This is a genomic window from Bacillus haimaensis, assembly GCF_048270625.1.
GTDB lineage: Bacteria > Bacillota > Bacilli > Bacillales > Bacillaceae_I > Sutcliffiella_A > Sutcliffiella_A haimaensis.
This window is the reverse complement of sequence record NZ_CP158164.1, coordinates 3,731,570-3,747,117: the sequence shown is the minus strand read 5'-3', so window position 1 is coordinate 3,747,117 and position 15,548 is coordinate 3,731,570. Positions and strand designations below refer to the sequence as shown.

17 protein-coding genes and 2 pseudogenes are annotated in these 15,548 nt (G+C 45.3%); 8 read left to right on the top strand and 11 right to left on the bottom strand.

The genetic code is table 11. The features are described from left to right. Positions 1-88 precede the first annotated feature (88 nt). From ABN702_RS19040 to ABN702_RS19025, 4 genes are all read right to left on the bottom strand, one after another. Entirely contained in the window at positions 89-673 is a 585-nt protein-coding gene (locus ABN702_RS19040; RefSeq protein ID WP_417898282.1) for a PepSY domain-containing protein, read from the bottom strand. A gap of 166 nt (positions 674-839) precedes the next feature. Then, complete coding sequence (locus tag ABN702_RS19035) at positions 840-1,394, bottom strand: PepSY domain-containing protein (protein WP_417898281.1); 555 nt, start codon at positions 1,392-1,394, stop codon at positions 840-842. Beyond that, on the bottom strand, positions 1,384-2,763 hold the full coding sequence (locus tag ABN702_RS19030) for a HAMP domain-containing sensor histidine kinase (RefSeq protein WP_417900973.1): 1,380 nt from the start codon (positions 2,761-2,763) through the stop codon (positions 1,384-1,386). Before ABN702_RS19030 ends, ABN702_RS19035 begins: the two co-directional genes overlap by 11 nt. Before the next feature lie 3 nt (positions 2,764-2,766). Then, positions 2,767-3,435: a response regulator transcription factor gene (locus ABN702_RS19025; protein WP_417898280.1), complete on the bottom strand. Its 669-nt coding sequence runs from the start codon at positions 3,433-3,435 to the stop codon at positions 2,767-2,769. Positions 3,436-3,659: 224 nt separating this feature from the next. On the opposite strand from ABN702_RS19025, the pseudogene ABN702_RS19020 reads away from it, so the two are divergent. Both ABN702_RS19020 and ABN702_RS19015 read left to right on the top strand, forming a co-directional pair. Next, positions 3,660-5,368, top strand: a pseudogene (locus tag ABN702_RS19020) (ABC transporter ATP-binding protein). A 91-nt stretch (positions 5,369-5,459) separates the two neighbouring features. Next, entirely contained in the window at positions 5,460-6,011 is a 552-nt protein-coding gene (locus ABN702_RS19015) for a general stress protein (protein WP_417898279.1), read from the top strand. A gap of 446 nt (positions 6,012-6,457) precedes the next feature. Here the strand turns inward: ABN702_RS19015 and ABN702_RS19010 are convergent, their stop codons facing one another. The 3 genes from ABN702_RS19010 to ABN702_RS19000 all read right to left on the bottom strand — a co-directional run bounded on the left by ABN702_RS19010 (position 6,458) and on the right by ABN702_RS19000 (position 9,627). Further along, on the bottom strand, positions 6,458-7,633 hold the full coding sequence (locus ABN702_RS19010; RefSeq protein WP_417900972.1) for an FAD-dependent oxidoreductase: 1,176 nt from the start codon (positions 7,631-7,633) through the stop codon (positions 6,458-6,460). A 19-nt stretch (positions 7,634-7,652) separates the two neighbouring features. Then, positions 7,653-8,009 (bottom strand): NAD(P)/FAD-dependent oxidoreductase, encoded by a 357-nt coding sequence (locus ABN702_RS19005; RefSeq protein ID WP_417898278.1) that lies wholly within the window; start codon positions 8,007-8,009, stop codon positions 7,653-7,655. A gap of 199 nt (positions 8,010-8,208) precedes the next feature. Beyond that, positions 8,209-9,627, bottom strand: coding sequence for an LVIVD repeat-containing protein (locus ABN702_RS19000; protein ID WP_417898277.1), 1,419 nt, complete (start codon positions 9,625-9,627; stop codon positions 8,209-8,211). Positions 9,628-9,952: 325 nt separating this feature from the next. Here ABN702_RS19000 and ABN702_RS18995 point away from each other — a divergent pair, with 325 nt between their 5' ends. Both ABN702_RS18995 and ABN702_RS18990 read left to right on the top strand, forming a co-directional pair. Further along, on the top strand, positions 9,953-10,414 hold the full coding sequence (locus ABN702_RS18995) for a hypothetical protein (RefSeq protein ID WP_417898276.1): 462 nt from the start codon (positions 9,953-9,955) through the stop codon (positions 10,412-10,414). Positions 10,415-10,604: 190 nt separating this feature from the next. After that, positions 10,605-11,534 carry a manganese-dependent inorganic pyrophosphatase gene (locus ABN702_RS18990; RefSeq protein ID WP_417898275.1) on the top strand — a complete coding sequence of 310 codons (930 nt, stop codon included), beginning with the start codon at positions 10,605-10,607 and terminating at the stop codon, positions 11,532-11,534. Positions 11,535-11,597: 63 nt separating this feature from the next. Here the strand turns inward: ABN702_RS18990 and ABN702_RS18985 are convergent, their stop codons facing one another. Together ABN702_RS18985 and ABN702_RS18980 are read right to left on the bottom strand one after the other, a co-directional pair. Further along, complete coding sequence (locus tag ABN702_RS18985; protein WP_417898274.1) at positions 11,598-11,744, bottom strand: lmo0937 family membrane protein; 147 nt, start codon at positions 11,742-11,744, stop codon at positions 11,598-11,600. A 180-nt stretch (positions 11,745-11,924) separates the two neighbouring features. Continuing rightward, complete coding sequence (locus ABN702_RS18980) at positions 11,925-12,071, bottom strand: lmo0937 family membrane protein (protein WP_386642497.1); 147 nt, start codon at positions 12,069-12,071, stop codon at positions 11,925-11,927. A 234-nt stretch (positions 12,072-12,305) separates the two neighbouring features. Between ABN702_RS18980 and ABN702_RS18975 the strand changes: the two genes are divergently transcribed. The 4 genes from ABN702_RS18975 to ABN702_RS18960 all read left to right on the top strand — a co-directional run bounded on the left by ABN702_RS18975 (position 12,306) and on the right by ABN702_RS18960 (position 14,031). After that, positions 12,306-12,503, top strand: coding sequence for a CsbD family protein (locus tag ABN702_RS18975; protein WP_417898273.1), 198 nt, complete (start codon positions 12,306-12,308; stop codon positions 12,501-12,503). 57 nt (positions 12,504-12,560) lie between these two features. Continuing rightward, positions 12,561-12,938: a hypothetical protein gene (locus ABN702_RS18970; protein WP_417898272.1), complete on the top strand. Its 378-nt coding sequence runs from the start codon at positions 12,561-12,563 to the stop codon at positions 12,936-12,938. Further along, positions 12,935-13,069 carry a hypothetical protein gene (locus ABN702_RS18965; RefSeq protein ID WP_417898271.1) on the top strand — a complete coding sequence of 45 codons (135 nt, stop codon included), beginning with the start codon at positions 12,935-12,937 and terminating at the stop codon, positions 13,067-13,069. The genes ABN702_RS18970 and ABN702_RS18965 overlap by 4 nt, the downstream gene beginning before the upstream one ends. An 83-nt stretch (positions 13,070-13,152) precedes the next feature. Next, on the top strand, positions 13,153-14,031 hold the full coding sequence (locus tag ABN702_RS18960; protein WP_417898270.1) for an SDR family oxidoreductase: 879 nt from the start codon (positions 13,153-13,155) through the stop codon (positions 14,029-14,031). A 31-nt stretch (positions 14,032-14,062) separates the two neighbouring features. On the opposite strand, the pseudogene glsA reads toward ABN702_RS18960, so the two are convergent. Beyond that, positions 14,063-14,982: pseudogene (gene glsA, locus ABN702_RS18955) on the bottom strand (glutaminase A). 209 nt (positions 14,983-15,191) lie between these two features. Further along, positions 15,192-15,485: a hypothetical protein gene (locus ABN702_RS18950; RefSeq protein ID WP_417898269.1), complete on the bottom strand. Its 294-nt coding sequence runs from the start codon at positions 15,483-15,485 to the stop codon at positions 15,192-15,194. Positions 15,486-15,548 lie beyond the last annotated feature (63 nt).

Below are 15,548 nucleotides of genomic sequence, written 5' to 3'. Positions count from 1 at the left end.
GGGTCGATTTACCCGAGCAGTGCGAGGACCGGAACGGCACACAAAAAAAGAGGCAACTCCGCCGAGTTGCCTGCCCCACAAACTTATTTTAGTCATCCCACTCTACATAAAGCATTTTCCCTGTCACGGCATCCACATAAACGGTGACATCCTCATCGTCGTCTCCGTTTTTCTTGCCTGTGTCAATCTCGACTTCATATACGTGGGATCCGTTTTCACGATCAAGCTCCACGTCTTCCACAGTTCCTTTGACTTCTTTTAGCGCAACCTCTTCTGCCTTCTCCAAAGTGATGAAGGTTACATCCTTATTTTCTGTAGTAGCTTCATTACTACGGTTGCTGTCGTCATCACGGTTTTCTTTTTTCTCTTTCAAAATTTCGCCATTCTCCTGGGAGATTTTGAAATCATATTCAAACTGGTCGTCCTCTACTTCGATTTCATACACATAGCGGCCGTTTTCACGGTCCTTCTCCGCTTCTGTAAGGACGCCGTTCTTTACTTTTGCCAATGCGATCTTGGATGCTTCATCGAGAGTGATTCCCGTCTGCTCTGTTTCTGCGTTTTCCACCTGCTGAAGGTTCTGTTCCTTGCTATCCTTCTTCAAAACCTCTGCTCCAACACTGACTCCACCGATCAGGACGGCCCCTGCAATGACTGCTGTAAAAATTTTCATTATGTTTTCCTCCTTTAATTTTTGTTACTGTAACTTGCTACACTTACACTATAGCCAGCGAACATTAATAGAAAAGGAGTGAAACATTAAAAAATCTTAATGAAAGCAAAAAGGACTGCCAGCAAGCGCACAACAACTAAGCAGCGCTTGCCAGACAGTCCTTATTTTAGTCCCAAGTCAATGAAAGAATCTCTCCGGTATAGGCATTGATGATGACAAGTGCCTCTGTTTCTTCGTCCACTTCGATTTCTACTTCGTAGACCTTGATGCCATTTTCCTCATCCAGCTCGATGTCGTCCACTTTCCCTGAAACCTCCTGAAGGGCGATTTCCATGGCCTGCTGTTCCGTTAACATCGTAGGGGGAGGTGCTTCACCAGATGGCGGTGTTTCTGCTGGTGGATCTGCCGGTTTTGGTTCCTCGCCAGTAGGAGGCGTAGCATCATCATTTGCTTGCAGGCGCTTCAAGGAGGTAACCTCCCTGGATTCCCCGTCGATGCCGATCTGGTACACACCTTTTTCATTTTCAATCATGACAACATACTCAGTATCATTAACAGAAATCGACTGGATGCTACTGCCTTCATATTGCGTCTCAACCAACTCCTGGATTTCCGCCTCTGAAGCAAGTGCAGAAGTCTCCTTGAAAAAGAGAAAGTAGACGGAGACTGCCCCGGCTATCACAAACAATAGAACAGCAAGCAATATCCATTTACTTTTCATCTTTTTGTGCCTTCCTTTTCCCTTGTTTTGGAAGCGTGACCGTCACCGTCGTACCGATTCCCTCCGTACTGTCGAGGGAGATGCTGCCATTGTGCTCCGCGACTATTTTTTTGGCGATGGACAGTCCGAGTCCTGCCCCGCCTGTCTCACGGGTTCGGGCTTTATCCACCCGGTAAAAGCGGTCAAAAATCTTATCCTTATCCTCCTGTGGAATTCCGACTCCTCGATCCTGTACGGATAAGGAACAGGTTCCCGCCGTTTCGTTTATTGTCAACGTAATTCTGTCCTCACTATATTTCCTGGCATTGTCCAGTAAAATATAGACCACTTGCTTCATCTTGTTTTCATCGGCCCATAACCGAAAGTCTGAACCATTGGTAATAATCTCGATTTCACGTTGGAAGGTGACCCTCATATGCTTGGCGGCGTTTTCGCATACCTCCAGAAGATCGAGCTCGTTCTTTTCAAGCGCCAATCTCGAATCGGCATTTGCCAGCTCCAGCATTTGCTCGGTCATCTCCTTCATCCGCACCGCCTCGGAGTAGATTGCATCAACCGACTCCTCAAGGAGCTCAGGCTTTCGCATTCCCCAGCGTTTCAGCATGCTTGCATAGCTTTCAATGACCGTTAGCGGTGTCTTCAGTTCATGGGAAGCATCGGAAACAAACCGATGCTGCTTTTGATAGTTCTTTTCCAGGAGGTCGATCATTTGGTTGAAGGTCAATCCCATTGTATAGAGCTCATCCTTGGAGGAGGAGGTCAGCTCGATTTTCTGGTAGTCTCCTGTTGATTGGATTTGCTTCATGGTGCTGGTAAGTGCATGGATCGGTGTCAAAATCAGCCTGCTGAGCATGTTCCCAAAGAACAATGCAGGTATTAAGACAAATAGTGAAGCAAGGGAAAGTACGATCAGCAAAGTCCGTAGCGTATTCTGCGACTCCTCGAGACTTTCCGTCATCTCGAGCATCACGATGCTACCGTCCGTCCAGATGAGAGGAAAGGATACAACAGCATAGGCTATATCATCGAACCTACGAATTTCCTTTGATTGCTGATTTTGGAATTTGGTGGGCAGCTGCCTCATATAAGCTTTGCGCGAGGTGGCAAAGACGGATTTGGTATCCTCGTTGATCACCCTGATCATGCCGTTTGCCGGAAGATAGGCACGCAGCAGATTATCCAGATTATCATCGAGTGCTATCGCATCGTTGACCTCTTTTACCACCGTTTTGGTGTGCTCGTTCACACGACTGACTTCATTGTTAAAGATGATTTTTTGAAAAAGGAAATAGATCGCTCCGTTAATTAAAAGAAGCATAATGACGAGCCAGACGCTAGAGAATAAGAGGATTTTACTTTTTATCTTCATCATTTACTCCTTTAGACGATACCCGACACCGCGGATGGTCTGTAGGGATTCTGTGAGGGGCAGTTTTTTCCGAAGATGCCTTACATACACATCTACAATATTTGTGTCGCCATAATAGTCGAAGCCCCATACTCTTGTAAGGATCTGCTCGCGGTTCAGGGCCTGGCCCCTATTTTGAATAAAAAAGACAAGCAGCTCAAATTCTTTGGGAGTCAGGTCGATGTGTTCATCTCTGTGTTTCACTTCTCTTGTCTTTTCATGGACGGAAAGGTCATGGAACGTGAGGATGTCGCTAGTTTCCGGTCGGGTACTCACCGTACGGATGGTCGCCCGGACCCTTGCAAGCAGCTCCTCGATTTCAAATGGTTTCGTCATATAATCGTTCGCACCCAAGTCCAGTCCGCTGACTTTGTCCGGGATGGAATTTCTCGCTGTCAGAAGAATCACCGGCGTGGTGGAGCCGGTGGCACGTATCCGACGCAAGACCTCCATGCCGCTAAGTTCAGGAAGCATGACGTCAAGAAGGACAAGGTCCCAACTGCCTTCTTTGAATTTTTCCAGTCCGCTTAAGCCGGTAAAGGCAGCGTCCGTTATATAGCCTTCATGTTCCAGTTCAAGCTGAAGAACCCGCGCAATTTTCTTTTCATCTTCCACAATTAATATATTGGTCATCGCTATTTCTCCTGTTCTGTAAAAATAGGATCCGTTTGTATTCTTTATAACATAACTTGCTTCTGTATTCCTAGAAAGAGCCGTTGACGGAGGAGGATTGGGAGTAGTATAGTAGTATTAATTGAAAATCATTATCATTAGTGTCCCGAAGAAAATAATACTAGAATATGAGATTTACAGGTACAATATAGAAAAATACTACATAGAAAAAAGGAGGGAAAAGCGTGCTGCGACGTTTTTTTTCTTACTATAAGCCTTACAAATGGCTGTTTATTCTGGACTTTTCCTGCGCGGTTCTTGTTGGGCTGCTAGAGCTTGCCTTTCCACTCGCGGTCAATCAGGTAATCGACCGACTCTTGCCGGAATCCAACTGGACGCTCATTGTCTGGGCCTGCATCGGACTGATGGCGATATATGCAATCAACACAGGTCTGCATTTTGTCGTGACCTACTGGGGGCATATGCTCGGAATCAACATAGAGACCGATATGCGCCGCAAGCTTTTTCAGCATATGCAAAAACTGAGCTTCAGCTATTATGACAACAACAAAACTGGACATTCCATCTCCCGTCTGACAAAGGACCTCGAGGAAATCGGTGAGGTGGCGCACCATGGACCGGAGGATGTGTTCGTGGCCGTGATGACCTTGATCGGTTCGTTTGTGCTCATGCTGTCCATCAACTGGAAGCTTGCGATTCTATCGTTTTTGGTCATTCCGTTGCTGATGGTGCTTGCCATTCATTTTAATAAAAAAATGACCCGCACATTCCGCCGGATGTTTGGTGATGTGGCGGAAATCAATGCGAGGGTGGAGGACAGCATCGGAGGAATCCGTGTCGTGCAGGCCTTTGCCAATGAAAAGCATGAGCAGAAGCAATTTGCCGTAAACAATGAAAACTACCGGAATACGAAACTGGCATCCTATAAAATCATGGCACAAAATGTGACGGCAAACTATATGCTGATGCGTCTTGTTACGCTGTTCACACTGCTGTTCGGTACGTTCTTTGTCATCCGCGGCGATTTGACATATGGGGAATTTGTAGCCTTTATTTTACTTTCCAATATTCTGCTTGGTCCGATTCAGAAGATCAATGCAGTCATTGAGAGCTATCCGAAGGGGATTGCAGGATTCAAGCGTTATGTGGAAATCCTGGATACGGAGCCTGATATCGCCGATGCACCGGGGGCCGTTGCGGCAGAGCTTGAAGGGGAGATTCATTATCGCAACGTTTCCTTCGGTTATGAGGGCACGGAGCGGGTGCTGAAGAATATTAACTTGAACATTCGTGCAGGGGAGACGGTGGCGTTTGTCGGTCCGTCTGGTGCCGGGAAAACGACGCTGTGCAGTCTCCTGCCGCGGTTCTATGAGCTTGAGGAAGGTAGCATTCTGATTGATGGATATGACACGCGCGAACTGACACTTGAATCCTTGCGCAGTCAGATTGGAATTGTCCAACAGGATGTCTTCCTTTTCTCTGGAACTGTTCGTGAAAATATCGCATACGGCAAGCTCGATGCTACAGATGAGGAAATTATGGAAGCTGCCCGCCGCTCGCAATTGGATGAGTTCATTGTCTCACAGCCTCATGGTCTTGATACCGTGATTGGGGAGCGCGGAGTGAAGCTATCTGGTGGGCAGAAGCAGCGTCTGGCAATTTCGCGCATATTCCTGAAAAATCCGCCGATCCTGATTCTGGATGAGGCGACATCTGCGCTGGATACCGAGACGGAACGCGCCATTCAGGGGCTTTGAATGAGCTGTCCAAAGACCGTACAACGCTAGTGATTGCCCACCGCCTGGCAACCATCAAAAATGCCGATCGGATCATGGTTGTCACGAAGGACGGGATCGCAGAGCAGGGCCGACATGATGAATTGATCGAAGCGGAGGGAATCTACAGCAGGCTCCATGCCGCACAGTTCGGATAAGCCGAATTATTAGTAATCCGCGTTTCGAAAAAATGCCTCCGGGGAATGTAAGAGATAACAACAACTATTACATTTCTAGGAGGAATTATAGATGAGAAAAACAATTTTAGGTGTATACGATTCGGAATTGGAAACCAAAAATGTAGTGGAAGGCCTGATCGTCCATGGCTATACTGCAAATGAAATTTCTATAGTATCCCAGCATAATTTGAGCAGCTCCGATTTTCCGGAGGGCACCAATGTCGAGAGGGTAACGACGGAGCCTGAGGATGATACCGTCATGGAGAAGATAAAGCACGCCATTATGCCGGATGAAGCACAAGAAACAGAAGGTGTCGGAAACCGCCTGCTTGAAATGGGAGTATCCGACCGGGAAGCGCCAATGTATGCAACGGATATCGAGAACGGTAGAATTGTCGTACTGGTGGATGAAGCGAATCATAGAGGAAAGCCGGTAGAAAGTGCAAAACCGATTTCCGTTATGGAGGGACAGACTGAAACTTCCTATCAAGTAGATCCATTGGAAGAGCATGCTAACCCGAAGGAGCATAATCCATTCACAGGAATCGATGAAGAAACAAAGACCGTCCGTGCCAAAAGAGAGGCGGATATGCTGAAACAGGCAGACTTATATAAACTGTGAGAAGGGTGCTTACACTTTAAAGTGTAGGCGCTTTTTTTGTGTGGCGGAGGTTGATGCGTGCACATGGGGTTTAGGTGCGATTCAGATGGGATGCGATGCCAATGGGATTTTTCCTTTAATTGGAAAGTTGACAGATAATGAGTCATTTTGGATCAATTAACAGGTGGAATGGACAGATTAGGGCATGTTTTGGATCGATTCTTGGACATTTTGGACCGATTATTGGCACTTTTGGACAGATTCACAAAAGCTGACCTTTAATCTACCCGAACAAACCCGTGGTCTATGTTCACCCCAGAGCCAGCCCCTCCAAAACCCATATATCAATATAGCTATTTTTAAACAAACGTTTGATTAAACGACAAACAAAATGCAGGCTTCCCATGGCATGCAGCCTATTGTCGAAAAATGAACTTTTTTAATTGTTATATAAAAATAAGAAGGGGTCAGGCCCCCTCAAATTTCGACAAATCTTTTACAGCCGGACCTTCGATGACTTCGCCTTTGTAGTTGAAGCGGGAGGCGTGGCAGGGGCAGTCCCAGGAGCGTTCGGCGTTGTTCCATTCGACGTCGCAGCCCATGTGGGTGCAGGTTGGTTGGACGAGGTGGCAATGTCCGGCAACATCCTTATAGGCGCCTACTTTCTTTCCGTCCACCATAACCAGTGCGCCTTCGTCCGGGCCAAGGTCTGCAAGCATGCGATCCTGGCGTCTGGCTTTTCCTTTTACAAGTTCTTTGGCAACATTGGCGTTCTCTTTTACAAAGCTTTTGATGGAGGCGGGCTTCCATTCGCTTCTGCTCGGGTCAAACAACTCATTGTAGGGGTTTGCTTGATGAAGGATTAAATCTTTAAGAAGCAATGCAGCCGCTGTTCCGTTTGTCATGCCCCATTTAGCATAGCCGGTTGAAACCAGCACGCAATCTTTCCCAGTCCGCATTTGTCCGATATAAGGGACTTTGTCGAGTGTAAAAATGTCCTGCGATGACCACCGGTAAGGGATATCAATAGTACCGCCGAAATAGCGATCGCCGAAATCAGCTAGTTTTTCATAGTTCTGTAGATTTTCCTGCTTACTATGGCCGACAGGGTGTCCTTCCCCGCCAAGCAGAAGGAGCTTTCCACCTTCTGGACTGGGGGAATAGCGAATAGAGCGTGATGGTTTGTCCGCATTAAGATACATACCATCGGGAATCTCGGAACGAACCCGGACAGCCAGCGCATAGGAACGTTCTACATGCAACCTGGAAAAATAGAGCCCATCAAAGTCATTAAACGGAAAATGGGAGCTGACAATGACGTGTTTACTTTTAATCTGATGGCCCTCTTTCGTCGTCACAACCGGCTGTTTTCCTTTTTCGATTTCCACTGCCCGTGTCTGTTCATATACCTTTCCTCCGAGCCGTAGGAATTCAGCCAACAGACCCTGAAGGTATTTTACAGGGTGGAACTGTGCCTGATCTAGCATCACTACAGCATTCTTCCACTCGAATGGAAGAGCAACATCACCACTTGCGGCATAACCACCATTCAGGCCGAGTCGTTCATATGCTTCTGCTTCCTTTTCGATTTCCTTTTCTGTGGTAGAGGAAGTGGCGTAAACATAGGCACTCTGAGAAGTCAGCTCACAGTCGATATTTAATTCATTGGAAGGTCTTTCTTATAAAAGAAAGGGCATCTTGATTGGCGTTGTAATATTGTTTTGCAGCATCCTCGCCAACCGTCCGGATCAGCTCGTTGTATATCAACCCATGCTGGGAAGAAATTTTGGCGGTTGTATAACCGGTTGTTCCATCGATTACTTTGCCTGCATCCAGGAGTACAACCTGAATTCCTTCTTTTGCAAGTAGATAGGCGGTTGTAATCCCAGTGATGCCTGCCCCGACAATCGTGACATCTGTAGTGATATCCTCTCTTAAAGGTTGGAAAGAGGAGAGGGGAGGGTATGCTCTCCATAAGGAATTACTGAATTTAGGTATTTTCACATTTATATTTTTCATTTTCGGCCTCCTTAAAACTGTTATATATGACAAGTACCCCCCACACCTTGAATCAATCCTCCATCTGAAAACATATCAGTTCGGTCAGGTCAAATAGGTAAATCATTTGATGGTTCATATAGACACAATCTGCTTCCTGTGTCGCCCATCCACAAAAAAAGCAAGCGGGATCATCCCGCTTGCCAATTCCCGCTATATTCTACTCCAAAATCCGATTAGACTTGTTCCCATTCCCGTTGTTCTTCAACAATACCTTCAGTCCAGATCCCATGTCAGATGCAAGCACGAAATTCCTGTCGACAAACACGCCCCAGACATTCGCACTTTCAGGTGTGTAGCGGCCGATTTCGGTCGGTTCGGACGGATTGGTGATGTCCACTGCAATCACTCCGCCGGCATAATAGCTTAGGTACAGTGTATTGCCATGAACTTTCGGATCATGCACCGTATTGGAGAAAGTGGCATAAGTAGGTGGTGCGTCCTCTGGAAAATCGGTGGTCAGTTCTGTTTTGAATTCACTTAGCAAAACAGGATTGGTTTTATCCCTGATATCAAAAATACGTGTATAGCCGAATGCTGCTTCAAAGCCGGACTTGAGTGGCTGATAGACCTCACGTGTTTCAATCAGAATGGTATCCCCTTTAGCCAGGGCAGCGGAGTGGGCAGAACCCTGCTGGTCGGTGGCAAACTCAGTTCGTCCTAAATACACTGGTTTTTCGGGATTCTTCATATCAAAAATCACCGTTCCTAAATCCCACATGGAGACATAGGCGTATCGGCCATTATTGTCGGCGATGACACTGTGGTTGAACACTGGACGGGTTTTACCGTCAGGGGAATCCCAATGGTAGCCGTTAAAGCCGGTTCCGACCTCAGGTATGCTGCGAGGATTGAATTGCCATAATGTAGTCGGTTCCGTTGGATTGGACACATCGACTACCTGAAAGTCACGTGCCTCCCCATGACTGTAATAGTCCGCATAAGGGCTTGCTGCAAGCACCAATGCCCTGTTCCCTTGCATCGTCAAATAAAGCTCATGCGTTCCGGTCGTCTGTTTCGTAACCTCCCAGAATCCCAATTTTTGAGGCTCATAAGGGTCTGTTACATCATAAAGTAAAAAGCCTCCTTTGGAATCAGGATTATTCCGGTTCAGCTGCTGCACACTCACTACAGCCAAGTCCCCTTTGAAATCAGCGGTGTTTACCGACTTCACAATCACTTTTTCGTGCCAGGTTCCCGGGATATCATTATGGGCAAAAACGGCCACCTCTTTTGGATTGGAAGGGTCCTTCAGATCAAGAACACGCACGCCGCCATTCCCGCCATTGCGTGTATGGGTGCCGACATAGGCAAACCCTTTATGGGAATAGACATCTGCAAAAGAATTCTGCTTTCCATCTTCACGAATAACGTTCATCTCAGGAGCTGCCGCTTCATATAAATGTTTTAGATTCTTGCTTCCTTCCATCTGAGGAACAGCAAGATCGTCATAGTAAGTTCGGTCACCTTTTATTAATCCCGTTTCATCGAGTGCATCATGGGCAAGTCCGACAGGGGCCAAAGCAGAAAAGACGAGCATGCCTGCAATTGATGTTTTGAAAAGAAAGTTCTTTTTCATATTGTTCCTCCTATTATGTAGAGTTTCGGAAAGCAAAATAACTTCCTTAACTTACATAGTAAGGAGGAATTTCCAGCAGTACAAATTCTTATAAGAATATTCAGAAAAAATAACTTGATACCTCTGACCCTTGAATAAAAGTATGTAATATAAATGGGGGCCAGGCTCCCTAGTAAAGGATGAATTTTCGACGATTTTCGACGGAGTATTTCTGCACAAAACACTTTGTAGGATAAAAGTTTTGTTTTTTTAACCCGTATTCCATGAGTCATAGAAAAAATTCGGTTAGTATTAATAGTAGAAAAGAATAAAAGGGTGGAGAGTGTTGGAGAAAATCGAGCTGAGTTATCGTTTTAAGCCAAGAGATGGGAAAGAGGGGCTAAGAAACCTGCCCCGTGCAAGACTCACTGAAAAGCTGATGTATATCATAATGCCGCTGGTAGTGGTTTTTACATCCATTTATTCCGGAATGAGCGATCCCATTGGAATAATATTATTATTAATATTTGGGTCCGTGATTTTCTTTGGAATTTTTTACGGAATTATTTTCATCGGATTATCGGCAATGGGTCACATCTTTTACAAGAAGACATTTCCTGATCCTTCAAAAAAGCTCAGGGTAACGTATCATGTTGGAGACGACTATTTTACGGCGGGCAAAGAAAATCTCCCAATTCCGATTGATCATAATTTGAAGCTTGTATCGACAAAACGCAATCATCTACTTTACTTTGGTAAAATGATGAAAGCGAAGATCCTGATCATCCCGAAGGAAAAACGAAGGTGACAAAAGATACCAGGAGCAGGTTGTCATTTTTATCAATGAAGTGAAGAAACAACTAGCAGCTTAAAAATATAGAATTTCACATACTCTTTTGAAAATCTCCCGCATTTAAGGTAAAATTCAAAGAGGAAAAGCTATCAAGGAAAAAGTGGATAGCTCTATAAAAAAGACAACGATGCAAGGAGAATATACCATGTCAAAAGTATTTGTATTAGGACATAAAAATCCGGACACAGATTCAATCTGTTCCGCGATTGCGTATGCAGAACTTAAAAAGCAGTTGGGAATGGACGCTGAACCGGTTCGCCTTGGTGAATTGAACGGGGAAACGGAATACGCGCTAAAGCATTTCAAAGCGGAAGTGCCTCGATTGATCGAGACGGCAGCAAATGAAGTGCAGGAAGTTATTCTTGTAGACCACAACGAATTCCAACAAAGCGTGAGCGACATTGCTCAGGTTCGCGTGCTGGAGGTAATCGACCACCATCGTATCGCGAATTTTGAAACAAGCGACCCGTTGTACTATCGCGCGGAGCCGGTTGGATGTACGGCTACTATTCTTAACAAGCTTTATAAAGAGAACAATGTGGAAATCACGAAAGAGGTTGCGGGTCTAATGCTTTCTGCCATCATCTCAGATTCCTTGCTATTCAAATCCCCGACATGCACAGAGCAGGACGTGCAAGCGGCAAATGAACTTGCAGCCATTGCAGGAGTGGATGCGAACAGCTATGGCTTGGACATGCTGAAGGCTGGTGCCGACCTGAGCGACAAAACAGTCGAGCAGCTGATCACCCTGGATGCAAAAGAGTTCCAGATGGGCGACTACAAAGTGGAGATCGCACAGGTAAACACTGTGGATACTGCTGATGTATTAAAGTTGCAGGAAGAGCTGGAGCTGGCTATCCTTAATACGATCGCAAACAAAGGCTTGGACTTGTTTGTATTTGTCGTAACTGATATCCTGACAAATGATTCCGTTGCATTGGCTCTTGGTAAAGAGACGGCAGCTGTAGAGAAGGCATACAATGTAACATTGGAAAACAACACAACACTATTGCGTGGAGTGGTTTCCCGTAAGAAACAGGTTGTTCCGGTATTGACGGACACACTAACAAAATAACAAAAAAAGCTGGCAGTTATCGGTTAAATCCCGATAGCTGCCAGCTTTTCTTTTTTCCTCTATCTACGGTCGTCTGCGTCCAGTGAATAGGTTCCAGACCAGCGCGATAAGTGCTACTACTAAAACGATATGGATTAAGTTACCTGCTACATCAAATGCGAATCCAAGTAACCATAAAATGATTAAAACTGCAAATACGGTCCATAACATATGCGGTTGCCTCCTCGACATTTATTAAAAGCTTATGATTGGTTTTCCCTAAGCCATTTCAAACTAAACGTAGTATTTTTTTCTAAAATGGATAATCAATATGATAGCTGTTTTCTGACTGACTCCACTGGTTTTTCCATATGGAGCCAGTCAACTTGTCCTCATTTTCTATGTCCGCGGTCAGACTCGACGACGTCCTGAAAATAGGTTGAATACAATTGCCAGTAACGCAAGTACAAGAAGGATATGAATAAGTCCTCCGCCAATTTCCATTGCGAATCCCAATATCCAAAGTACGATTAATACAGCAAATACGGTCCATAACATAATAAGTTCCTCCTCGATAGTAGTTTTTGGTAATTTTTTTCAACGTCTACATAGAAGGTAATTCCCCCTGTTTCGGAATGTTAAACAAAAATTTATTTCGGGAAATAGTGTAGGAAGATGGAATCAATTTCAGAAACAAGCAAATATTCATGTTTTAAATCTGTCATAGGTGGAATTCATTTACTAGTGACGAGCCAGCTAGGATGTCACAAAAACATTTGGGAGGTGATTTTCATGAATCAGGCAACCATGAAAGGCAAGTGGAACCAGATGAAAGGCGACGCTAAGAAGAAATGGGGCAATCTCACAGATGATGATCTTCAGCAGGTTGAGGGAGATCACGACAAGCTAGTAGGTAAGATTCAAGAACGTTATGGAAAATCAAAAGAAGAAGCGGAACGCGAAGTGAACGATTGGAACAAAACATACTAATAATAAGAAAAGAGGAGCTGGTTAAAGTGGCTAACAACAATAACAGTAATAACAATAATGATAATAACAACAATAAGAGCAATAGCGGTAACAACAACAGCAATAGCGGTAACAACAACAGCAACAGCGGGAACACCAACAGCAACAGTGGGAACAACAGCAACAGTGGGAACAACAGCAACAGTGGGAACAACAGCAACAGTGGGAACAACAGCAACAGCGGGAACAACAGCAACAGCGGAAACAGCAGCAACAGTGGAAACAGCAGCAACAGCGGAAACAACAGCAACAGCGGAAACAACAGCAACAGCGGGAATAACAGCAACAGTGGAAACAACAGCAATAGCGGAAACAACAGCAATAGCGGAAACAATAGCAATAGCAGCTCCACCAACAGTAGCAGTAACAGCAGCGATAGCAGCGGAGGAAATATGAGCCGTGAAGAGGCGGGGAGAAAAGGTGGAGAAAAAGTCAAAGAGAAGTATGGAACAGAACACTTTGCAGAGATCGGAAAAAAAGGTGGGAACAGTTCCAACAACTCAGATAACTCCAATAATTCCAACTAAGGTAATATGGTCCAATAAAAAAAGCAGCCTCCGACAAGGGCTGCTTCTTCCGATTAAATGAAGTGAAAAAGGAGAGAGAAGAAATGGCAAAAGAGGATATTACAAAACGGCAAACAGAAGGACAGCCGGCACAGGAGCAGAAAAAGCAGCCGGGTGATGAACATAAAATGGTACCTGAACCGATTTTTGATAATCCCTCCTATAAAGGGAGTAGGAAGCTTAAAGGAAGAAATGCGATTATCACAGGTGGCGACAGCGGGATTGGCAGGGCGGTTGCCATCGCGTTTGCAAAAGAAGGGGCCGATGTAAGCATCGTGTATTTGGACGAGCATGAGGACGCTAAGGAAACGAAGCGTCTGGTGGAGAACTACGGGACAAGATGTCTACTGTATTCCGGGGACGTCGGGGATAAGAGTTTTTGTACTGATGTAGTAAAGCAGTCGGTGGAGGAGCTCGGAGGTCTACATATTCTTGTGAATAATGCCGCTGAGCAGCACTACCAAGAGAAAATCGAGGATATCTCATCCGATCAGCTGACCCGAACCTTCCAGACGAACATCTTTTCCTATTTCTATTTTATCCAGGCTGCCATGCCGTATCTGAAAGAAGGAAGCTCCATTATCAATACGGCATCTATCGTCGCGTATAAAGGACAACCGGTTCTGATGGATTATGCGGCAACAAAAGGCGCGATTGTCGCGCTGACACGTTCCTTATCCGTCAATATCGTAGGAAGAGGAATCCGAGTCAACGGGGTGGCGCCTGGCCCGATCTGGACACCATTGATCCCTGCGTCCTTCCCGGGAGACGACGTGGAGGATTTCGGCACCGACTCTCCGATGGGACGCCCAGGACAACCATCAGAGCTTGCACCAGCATATGTTTATTTGGCTTCGGACGATTCCACCTATGTGTCTGGGCAGATGATTCATGTAAATGGCGGAACAGTCGTAAACGGATAAAAAAAATGCCCAGAGCTGACTCTGGGCATTTTTATAGATTCCGGACATTCCGGTCATGTAGCAGGCTTAATTCAAGGTCACGCGAGAGAATCCGCAGCGCTTCGCCTCCTGCACAACTGTTTCCTTTTTTGTTAATGGCAGGACCGATGATTCCGATGCCCATGCGGCCGGGTACGGATCCGACAATACTTCCGGAAACCCCGCTTTTTAAAGGGAAACCGACCTCCACTGCATAGGTTCCGGATTCATTGTACATCCCGGAAGTCAGCATGATAGCTTTTACTGTTCGAATATATTCAGGTTGGATAATCTGTTTTTTACGTCCAATCAATCTTCCATGATTGGATAAAAAGCAGCCCATTTTTGCAAGGGCCAATGAATTGATTTCGATGGAATTCACTCGATTATACAGGTCCAATGCATCGTCTGACTCCTGATTGGACAGAACTCCTGTACTTTCCATGAAATAGGCCAAAGCCTTATTTCGAGCACCATTTTTACATTCAGCCCGATAAACTTCCTCGCTCATGTCAATCTTGCTGTCCTCCGTAATTTTTCGCAGGAAATCCAGTACCCTTTCAAAGCGTTCCTCCACCGTACTTCCCTTGATCAAACTTGCAGTCGCAATAGCCCCTGAATTGATCAGTGGATTATGAGGCCGGCTTCCTTCATATTCCTCCAAGTGTGAAATGGAATTAAAGAGATCATCTGTCGGTTCCATGCCGACCTTTTGGAAGACAATGTCCTTTCCGAAATCCTCTAACGCCATTAAAAGGAGAATGACTTTTGAAATACTTTGAAAGGAAAAACTGTCCTGGTCCTCCCCGCTGAATAGATTTCCCCATCGAGCGTGACAATGGTTACCCCGAGATTGGTCAGATGGGACTGATCCAAATCGGGAATATGATCGACAACGCTGCCCCGGGAGGCGAAAGGCCTGGATGCTTTCACCACTTCTTCTATATATTCATTCGATAGTTTCTTCACTCTTTTTCCTCCTCTGGTCCTGCCTGGTTCCTATTTCCTTGTATACCCCAAAGATGGCAGAGTATATGCAGGGCGGCCGAGTTATCTGGAGGAACATATCGTAAAACAAAAAGGAGGCAAGGAAACGCTATGTCTCCCTGCCTAGTTACTATTGGAGGCTTTTTCAGCCAGCCTTATAGTTTTATTTCTCTAAAATCATTAGCTTTTTGTTCTGTAAGCTGATAAATATAGCGATAAAATCTTACAGTAAGGATGGCAAATAATGCGATGATAGCGAGAATAGTAAAGAGAATCCATTCCTGCTTCCAGCTGTTGAACAGGGCGAACACACTTCCGGCACCATAGAGCAGTCCCAACAGGTAAAGTGCATTGAATTTTGGTAATAGAACTTGAATGATTCCGAATACCCCGAATGCGATGATCCCACCAATGAACAGTTGGATAAGCAATACAAATAGAATTTCCATTTTCCCTACCTCCTATAATTATGTGAAACTGCTTGTCACCTTACATGAAAAATTCTGGTGATA

What these genes read in the sequence shown, in the direction of transcription:
- ABN702_RS19040 (WP_417898282.1), bottom strand. Translation starts at nt 673, where the DNA reads ATGAAAATTTTTACAGCAGTCATTGCAGGGGCCGTCCTGATCGGTGGA.
- ABN702_RS19035 (WP_417898281.1), bottom strand. Translation starts at nt 1,394, where the DNA reads ATGAAAAGTAAATGGATATTGCTTGCTGTTCTATTGTTTGTGATAGCC.
- ABN702_RS19030 (WP_417900973.1), bottom strand. Translation starts at nt 2,763, where the DNA reads ATGAAGATAAAAAGTAAAATCCTCTTATTCTCTAGCGTCTGGCTCGTC.
- ABN702_RS19025 (WP_417898280.1), bottom strand. Translation starts at nt 3,435, where the DNA reads ATGACCAATATATTAATTGTGGAAGATGAAAAGAAAATTGCGCGGGTT.
- ABN702_RS19015 (WP_417898279.1), top strand. Translation starts at nt 5,460, where the DNA reads ATGAGAAAAACAATTTTAGGTGTATACGATTCGGAATTGGAAACCAAA.
- ABN702_RS19005 (WP_417898278.1), bottom strand. Translation starts at nt 8,009, where the DNA reads ATGAAAAATATAAATGTGAAAATACCTAAATTCAGTAATTCCTTATGG.
- ABN702_RS19000 (WP_417898277.1), bottom strand. Translation starts at nt 9,627, where the DNA reads ATGAAAAAGAACTTTCTTTTCAAAACATCAATTGCAGGCATGCTCGTC.
- ABN702_RS18990 (WP_417898275.1), top strand. Translation starts at nt 10,605, where the DNA reads ATGTCAAAAGTATTTGTATTAGGACATAAAAATCCGGACACAGATTCA.
- ABN702_RS18985 (WP_417898274.1), bottom strand. Translation starts at nt 11,744, where the DNA reads ATGTTATGGACCGTATTTGCAGTTTTAATCATTTTATGGTTACTTGGA.
- ABN702_RS18980 (WP_386642497.1), bottom strand. Translation starts at nt 12,071, where the DNA reads ATGTTATGGACCGTATTTGCTGTATTAATCGTACTTTGGATATTGGGA.
- ABN702_RS18975 (WP_417898273.1), top strand. Translation starts at nt 12,306, where the DNA reads ATGAATCAGGCAACCATGAAAGGCAAGTGGAACCAGATGAAAGGCGAC.
- ABN702_RS18970 (WP_417898272.1), top strand. Translation starts at nt 12,561, where the DNA reads ATGATAATAACAACAATAAGAGCAATAGCGGTAACAACAACAGCAATA.
- ABN702_RS18965 (WP_417898271.1), top strand. Translation starts at nt 12,935, where the DNA reads ATGAGCCGTGAAGAGGCGGGGAGAAAAGGTGGAGAAAAAGTCAAAGAG.
- ABN702_RS18960 (WP_417898270.1), top strand. Translation starts at nt 13,153, where the DNA reads ATGGCAAAAGAGGATATTACAAAACGGCAAACAGAAGGACAGCCGGCA.
- ABN702_RS18950 (WP_417898269.1), bottom strand. Translation starts at nt 15,485, where the DNA reads ATGGAAATTCTATTTGTATTGCTTATCCAACTGTTCATTGGTGGGATC.